We start from the raw sequence: 6,000 nt of genomic DNA on the forward strand, positions 1-6,000 counted from the left end.
AAGCAGGTATGTGTTATAATAAGTCACCTAAACGGTAATGCGCCTAAATAATTTACATAGGTCATGCCAGTCTCATGATTTGTATTTTTTAATTCAATAGATAATAGATGAACTAAAATTACATGCACAGCCTTAAGTCATCAATTAATTTAACTTAACCATAACTTTACAAGGAGTGAATGATTGGAGATATACCACTTTTAATACCCATGGTATTAGTGATTACCGTGGAGGTTTTTAAGTTAATAGGGAGGTTTTTTTATTTATTGAAGAAAACTATTTGTGCTTTTGTTTGAATTGTATGGCTGATTTGTTTCATGGGTTTTGTATGTAGAACTTTTTAAAATGATTAAAACCTTAAATTACTTAATCACAATTTCTATACAGGGCAACTATTGCAGTTTTATATGTGTTGAATATCAGGGCTTTCTGATGCTTCTGTTTACCCCCTTTTTTTGTACATGTTAGTATCCTAAATAAAATTATATTTAGTGTTATACTTACCTAAACATGTTAAACCAATAAATCTCACGTGAGGCCTTCGTTCTCAAACTTAGGTCTTCGAAATCTACAAAACAACAGAGGTATGAAGAAAAAATCTACACTATTATTTACCCTTTTGCTTGGCTTGTTTATTATCTTTTTTGCTGATATTACAGCATCGGGAATTGAATATGGCGATAATTTTATTGTTTTTGAAGCAGAAGCAGCTAGCTTCTCTAGTAGTCATTGGAAGCTAAGAACACCGTCGTATGCCGATTACGAAAGATATGTAAGCTCAGGCAGTCAGAGTGGAATTGCACCAGTAAACGATACCTATCTGCAATATACAGGTCCTTGGCAAGGAGATGGCGAAAACTCTAAAATAGAGTATAAATTCACTTGCCCTTCTACAGGTGATTATCAATTGGCCATGCGTTTGCACCAACCGCTTGAAGCAGGTGAAAAGGGTGATGCTAAAAATGATTTCTTTGTTAAAATGGCTGGCGATTTTACTAGTGCTTCTAAGTTTGCGACAGATGATTTAACACATAAGCATAAGTTTTGGGGGCGAGGAATTAATCAGTGGGGAACCGCTCAGTATTTAGAACATGGAGGTTCAGATATTCCTGTTTATAGACTTACTGAGGGCAAGGAGTATACTTTTACCATGTACGGCCGTTCAACAGGCGCTTGCGTGGATTATATTCTGTTTTTTAAAACAGCGCTAAAGCTAGGTGTTACAAATAAAGATTTAGCACAACAAAACCCTGAATTATACAGGCCCAATGGTCCAGCTACTCTTTTAAATAACGTGGCTAAAATCATGTTCGATAAAAGTTCTACCTATTTAAGTCAAGTAGGAGAAACAAAGTCAATAGCTTACAAGATTTTTCCTACTACAGCAACCGATAAATCTATTACTTGGACTTCAAGTGATGAAGACGTAGTTACGGTAGATGAAAATGGAATGATGACAGCCATAGCTATTGGACAAGCATCCATAACGGCTACAACTACAGATGGAAATATAACAGCTACAAATCAAATGGAGGTTGGAAAGTATATCGAGACTTTTGAGGATTATATTTCCTATAACCTAACAGCAAATAAATTTATGGGAGATAATGGTATTGAGTGGACGATGAGGGCACAAAATACTATACGAATGAATACCACTAATGCCATACAGTTTAATAAAAACATGACTGGGATAAAAGCGGAAAAGATTACTGGTGGAATAGGAAGTTTTAGTATCCAATGTAAGCATTTATACTTAGATGATAGTGCACGTACATTAGAATTATTGATCAATGGAAATGTGGTTGGAACAAAAACTTTTACAGGAACAGGAAACTATAATTTTACAGTTGAGGATATTAATGTGGAAGGCAACTTTTCATTGTTAGTGAAAAATGCTACAGTTGCTGAAACTAAGTCGTATACCGTTATGTTCGACAACTTAACCTGGACCCCTTATGGTGACCAGAGTATTGGTGTTGATGATGCCATTGTGGCTACATTTGCAGAAATGGGCGTTTCTATTTCTCCTAATCCTTCATCCACAGGTGTAATTAGAGTCAGTGGACTTAATGCGGGTAATTATGCAGCTCATGTATATAGTATGAGTGGTGCCTTAGTACATAATAATATGTTTGATGTTCTTGGGTCAGATACCGCAGTGTTCAATATTAAAAATCTCAGTAAAGGAGTATATCTAATCGTATTAAAAAGTAATGATGCTGTATTAAAATCTAAGTTTGTAGTAAACTAATAAGCTTAACTAAGTGCTTTAAAAGAACTAAATGCTGTGATTTGTATTTCTAGGTATAGATTAATCTTAAAACGATGCATATTCAGGAATACAAGCGGATTATACAATTTATCTACAAATAGACTATTATAATAGCCAGATAGTACAAATGCCACAGTTTAAAGCCTAAAAACTTTGCTGTGGCATTTTTAATATGCACAATATGAGTGCTGTACGTCTAGCTTGTGTTTCTACCCGCATTCAATGGTTTTTATTAACCATAAATGATGGCTAATATTCATTACTTCGTAAGTACCGAAAAAAATCAAATTACATGAGCGTATTAAAAAGAATAATTTTCTCCGTATTGTTAACAGGATTAGGATTGTCCTCTATTTCAGCAGAACTTAGTCTGCCTAATATTTTTGGCGACCATATGGTATTGCAACGTAACCAGATAAATACAATATGGGGTACGGCTGAAAAAGGTGAAAAAATTACGGTTTCTATTGCTGATCAGAAACATTTTACCAAAGCAGATAAAGAAGGCAAATGGGTGATTAAGTTAAACCCTATGAAGGCCGGAGGACCTCATTCATTAGTGATTGAAGGAAAGTCTAAAATTACTTATTCAGATATTTTAGTAGGAGAAGTTTGGCTGTGCACAGGTCAGTCAAATATGGCTATGACCTTAAAAGGAGGACCTGGTCAGCATATTGAAGGTAGTCAGGAAGCTATTTTAGGAAGTAATAATAAGCAACTGCGTTTTTTTACAGTAGCCACTAAAACAACACCTGTTCCTCAAGTAAATTGTGAAGGAGCATGGCAACTGTCCAAGCCCAAAACAGCTGTTGACTTTAGTGCGGTAGCATACTTTTTTGGAAAACAGATACAAGACTATGTAGGAGTTCCTGTTGGACTGATTTCTTGTAATCAGGGAGCTACACCAGCTCAGGCATGGACTCCCAAAGAAATAATTCAAACTACTTTTCCTGAATTTAAAGATGAATGGAGTAAAGAGTTTAATAATCGTACAGCATCAGGATTATATAATGGAATGCTCCATCCTTTAATTCCTTTCGGGATAAAAGGGGCTATCTGGTATCAGGGCGAAGGTAATAGGTGGGATGCCGAGCAGTATTCTCGTTTGTTTCCTGCTATGATTAAAAGTTGGAGAACAAACTGGCAACAAGGAGATTTTCCATTCTATTTTGTGCAATTAGCTCCGTATGGTAAACAAGGCGAGAATTGGGTCAAACTTCAGCAATCGCAGTTAAAAACCATGCTAACGGTTAATAATACAGGTATGGCAGTAATAAATGATATTGGCGATTTTAAAAGAATCCATCCCGCTAGAAAGAAAGAAGTGGGGCAACGTCTAGCATTATGGGCGTTAGCAAACGATTATAGGGTAGAAGGAATCTCATATTCTGGGCCTGTTTACAAAAGTATGGAAATACAAGGAAATAAAGCCTTATTAAAATTTGATTATGCGCCTTTAGGTTTGTCGACTATGGGCAAGGAACTGAAATATTTTGAGATGGCTGGTGTGGATAATGTTTATCATCCTGCAGAAGCAAAAATTATTGAAAAAGGAAGTGTATTGCAAGTTACTTGTAAACAAGTGAGTCAGCCAGTGAGTGTTCGTTATGGTTGGGAATCTTATATAGAAGGTTGCTTATACAATACGGCAGGAGTTCCTGCTTCTGCATTTAGTACAGAGGATTGGGAAAACATCTTAAAAAAGCAAAGTAATTAACTGAAAATATAAAACAGTCATAATTTAGTATTAAACACACAGTATGTTGAAGAAAGGTTTACTATAAATCTTCTTGGTATATCTTGAGTTTTAATACTACATTTTGATATTAAATGAAATCAAATGAATAAAATACTACTAGTCTTCATCGCTTTGCTATTGGCAGTTAAGCCTTCTATAGCACAACAGCCCAATGTTCTTTGGGTATTAACAGATGACCATCGTTATGACGCTATTCGAGCGTTTAATAAAATGCTTAATGGCAAAGAAGAAAGTGAATTGGGTTATGTGGAATCGCCTAACATCGACCGTTTAACAGAAATGGGAACCACCTTCGTAAATGCTTATTGTCAAGCTCAAGGGTGTGCACCTTCACGGGCTTCTATGCATTATGGTCGATATCCTTTCCGCTCGGGAGTGTATGAGTTTGAGTACCACAACAACAATACAGAAAACTCTTATCCTCATTTACCTGAGCAAATGGAACAGTTGGGCTATCAAACCTTGCACGTGGGCAAATTGGGTGTTCGTTTAAGAACCATTAAAAATGGTAAAGCGGTACCTCCTAATATGTATCAAACAGATATTGATTCTAAAACATTGGCGAACGAAGGTTTAACAGAATGGGGTAAAAAGACTTTATTAACAGAGATTGATGGTCAAAAACTAGCTAAGCCTTTTAAGAATATAAAGTTCCTAAAAACCGAAGACGGAAAATATTACTACTACACCAAAGAGTTAGAGGAGCAGAATCCACAATTTGCAGGTATGGCACAGGAGATTTATGATAAGTGCGATTTACTACGTAAGCATACCCCCAAAAAACCAGAAACGGTATTTAGTCAAGGCATACTGGCAGGAGTAAGCCCTCGGCCTGCAGGAAAAACTAGGGATGGTTATTATACCTCTTCTTTCAAAGACTTTTTGAAGAATGAAAACAAGGAGTTTAATTTGGGCAGCACTACATTTAAAGGGGTAGATCCTTCTAAACCGCTGTTTTGCCATATTGGATACGACTTTCCGCATACGCCAGTTTTACCACCGGCAGACTACCGCAAAAGGTTTGAAAAGTATACCTACAATGTACCTGAGTTGACAGATGAAGAGTGGGCTAATATGCCAGCACAGTTAAAGAAACAAGTCAATAATGCTTACTCCAATGAATTTACTGATGAGCAAAAGCAAAAGATGATTCGCGATTATTATGCTTTTTGCGCATATGGCGATGCTTTGGTTGGTGAAGCTGTGGATGCTTTTATTGCTTATAGTAAGGAAAAGAAACAACCTTGGATGGTGGTATATGTCAACGGAGATCATGGTTGGAAGTTAAACGACCATGGAGCATACTCTAAGTTTACGCCGTGGGACGTAGATAGTCATAATCCGATTGTGGTGGTTTCTTCTGATAAAAATAAATTTCCGGCAGGCAAAGTGGTGAAGGATTATACCGAATTTGTAGATATAGCACCTACCATTTTAAAAGCTGCTGGAGCTAATATTGCTCATAAAGACTTTGAATATTTAGATGGAATGGATATGGCCAAAATTGCTTCGGGTAAAGCACCTAAACGAGATTATGTGGTGGGCGAAAGTCATGCAGTTACTGGTCCAAGAGCTTTTATACGTACCCAGGAGTATGTTTTCTCGATGCAAACTAGGCCCAATAAAAAGCGTGGTGAAAATCTGGAATGGGCTCAGAATGCTTCGTACAAAGAGTTAGATGCTGCTTTGTATGATATGACATCTGACCCGAATGAAATAAATAACCTGGCCTACAATAAAAAGTATCAAAAGATTGCCGATAAAATGAGAGAAAAGTTAATTAATGTGGTACTTGGAGACAATAGAGCAGAAGTTAATTGGGGTAAAGGAACCAGGGCTGTTGGTACCAAAGTGATTAAAAGTAATTTTGCTCCTGGAGCCCATGATTATAAACTAAAGCTGAAATAGACAATTACTAGATAGCTAAAATACACGTCATGTTTATATAAAAATACCCGCCTCATTC

The 6,000-nt window shown here is 36.5% G+C and carries 3 protein-coding genes; all 3 read left to right on the forward strand.

Features of this window, described 5'->3' with window-relative positions; translation table 11 throughout:
* The first annotated feature begins 586 nt into the window (after window positions 1-586).
* The 3 genes from A8L32_RS22155 (at window position 587) to A8L32_RS22165 (ending at window position 5,942) form a co-directional block, all read left to right on the forward strand.
* A complete protein-coding gene (locus A8L32_RS22155; protein ID WP_066633406.1) occupies window positions 587-2,254 on the forward strand; it encodes an Ig-like domain-containing protein in 1,668 nt (555 codons plus the stop codon).
* A 313-nt stretch (window positions 2,255-2,567) separates the two neighbouring features.
* On the forward strand, window positions 2,568-3,992 hold the full coding sequence (locus A8L32_RS22160) for a sialate O-acetylesterase (protein WP_066633408.1): 1,425 nt from the start codon (window positions 2,568-2,570) through the stop codon (window positions 3,990-3,992).
* A gap of 123 nt (window positions 3,993-4,115) precedes the next feature.
* A complete protein-coding gene (locus A8L32_RS22165) occupies window positions 4,116-5,942 on the forward strand; it encodes a sulfatase-like hydrolase/transferase (protein WP_066633410.1) in 1,827 nt (608 codons plus the stop codon).
* Window positions 5,943-6,000 lie beyond the last annotated feature (58 nt).

This window comes from Labilibacter marinus (assembly GCF_001659685.2).
GTDB classification, from domain to species: Bacteria; Bacteroidota; Bacteroidia; order Bacteroidales; family Marinilabiliaceae; genus Saccharicrinis; species Saccharicrinis marinus.